Below are 1,721 nucleotides of genomic sequence, written 5' to 3' on the forward strand. Positions count from 1 at the left end.
GCTGCTGGGGCGGCTGGGGGCGGCGTGTGCCGGTCGCCGGGGTGGGGGCATGGGTGTGGCCCGCCGGGGTGGGGGCCCGGCGGGTGGGTTGTGGTGTGGCCGTGGTGTTAGGGCGGCGGGGGCGCGGGCCCGGGCAGGGGGTCCTGGCGCAGCGGTGGGCGGGCGGGGCGCCCGGCCCGGGGCCGCGGGGCCGGAGGCCGGGACGGGCGGGGGTGGGGGTGGGCGGTGAGGGGGCGGGGTGGGGGTGCGGCGGCGCGGCGTTGGCGTTCCTTCTCGACGTTGTGGCGGCGGCACAGGGGCTGGAGGTTGTCGAGGCTGGTGGTGCCGCCCTCCCACCAGGCGGTGATGTGGTCGATCTCGCACCAGGCGGCGGGGTGGTCGCAGCCGTGTTCCCACTGGCAGGTGGTGTGGCGGGCGATGACGGCGTCGCGCAGCCGGGGCGGGCACAGGCGCCGGGTGCGCCCCACGTCGAGGGGTTGGCCGGTGGCGGGGTGGGTGAGGATGCGGGTGAGGGTGCAGTGCCCGGCGGCGGCGCGGGCGGCCCAGGCGGGCCAGATGGTGCCGTAGTCGCTGGTGGCGGGCTGGGAGCCGGGGACGCCGCGCAGGGTGTCCAGGGGCACGGTCAGGCGCAGCGCCACCGGCGCGGCCGCCGGGCGGGGCCGCGCCCCGCCCGCCCCGGGGCCGGTGTCGGGCCCGGTGTCAGGACCGGTGTCGGGGGCGGTTCCCGGGCAGGACCCGGAGTCGGGCGCGGTGTCAGGCCCCGTGTCGGTGTCGGGGCCGGTCCCCGTGCAGGTCCCGGAGTCGGGGCCGGTTTCAGTGCCGGGGCCGGGGGCGGGTTCCGTGCAGGGCCCGGCGTCGGTGCCGGGGGTGGGGGTCGTGCCGGTGGCGGCGTGGGCCATGTCGAGGGCGGCGTCGAACATGCGCTGGTCGGCGCTGCGGTCCTCGCCGGGGGCGGGCGGGCCCATGAAGGCCTCCAATGCGGCGCGCCACTGGTCGCCGGAGGCGGAATCGCCCTGGAGGTCGAAGTGGAAGCCGCCCTCGGGGTGCTGGGCCAGGGTGGCGGAGCGGTCGCGGTGGCGGTGGCGCTCGGTGTCGTCGAAGTCCTCGGGGGCCAGCAGGATGTTGAGGCGGCGCCCCAGCAGGTCGATGTCGCGGCAGGTGGTGGCCGGTTCCAGGGCCAGGGCCAGCAGGTGGGATTGGGCGGCGGTGGCGAAGGCGGCGGGGTCGGGGTGGGTGGTGGTGCAGCGCTTGGGCAGGGTCGTGTGGACCCAGTGGATGATGCGGGTGGCCTTGCCCAGGCCCAGCGCGCCCTCGTCGAGGGCGGCGAGGGTGGCGTCGAGTCCGGCCGGGGGGTGGGCGAGCAGGGCGTAGCTGTGGCCGTGGGCGCGGGTGAGGCCGGCTTGGCAGGCGGTGTAGTCGGCGAGGTCGCGGTGGCCTTTGGTGCGGGTGCCGCCGTGGTGGTGGGCGGTGGCCAGCAGGGCGGCGGTGGCGGCGTGCAGGCGTCCGGCCGCGGTGATCAGGGCCAGGGCCTGGGCGGCGAGTTCCTCGGCGGCGCCGGGGGGCACGGGGCGCTGGGCGTGGCCGGTGATCAGGGCGGTGGCGGAATCGAGCAGCGCTACCGCGCGGGCGGTGTCGCCCGGCCCGGTGGTGCTGCTGTTTTCGTCCATGTGTTCACTTTACCTATACCCACCTACAATTACTATGTGTGATCATACGAATTC

Annotated in this window: 1 protein-coding gene; it reads right to left on the reverse strand. The window is 77.1% G+C overall.

Translation table 11 applies throughout. From position 1 onward, the window contains the following. Window positions 1–107 precede the first annotated feature (107 nt). Window positions 108–1,667, reverse strand: coding sequence for an HNH endonuclease (locus CLV63_RS35105; protein WP_146165743.1), 1,560 nt, complete (start codon window positions 1,665–1,667; stop codon window positions 108–110). Between the last annotated feature and the right edge of the window lie 54 nt (window positions 1,668–1,721).

It is taken from the genome of Murinocardiopsis flavida (assembly GCF_003014485.1).
Taxonomy (GTDB): domain Bacteria; phylum Actinomycetota; class Actinomycetes; order Streptosporangiales; family Streptosporangiaceae; genus Murinocardiopsis; species Murinocardiopsis flavida.

Excerpts from the sequence above, each read along its gene's own strand:
- CLV63_RS35105 (WP_146165743.1), bottom strand. The coding sequence starts at position 1,667 with ATGGACGAAAACAGCAGCACCACCGGGCCGGGCGACACCGCCCGCGCG.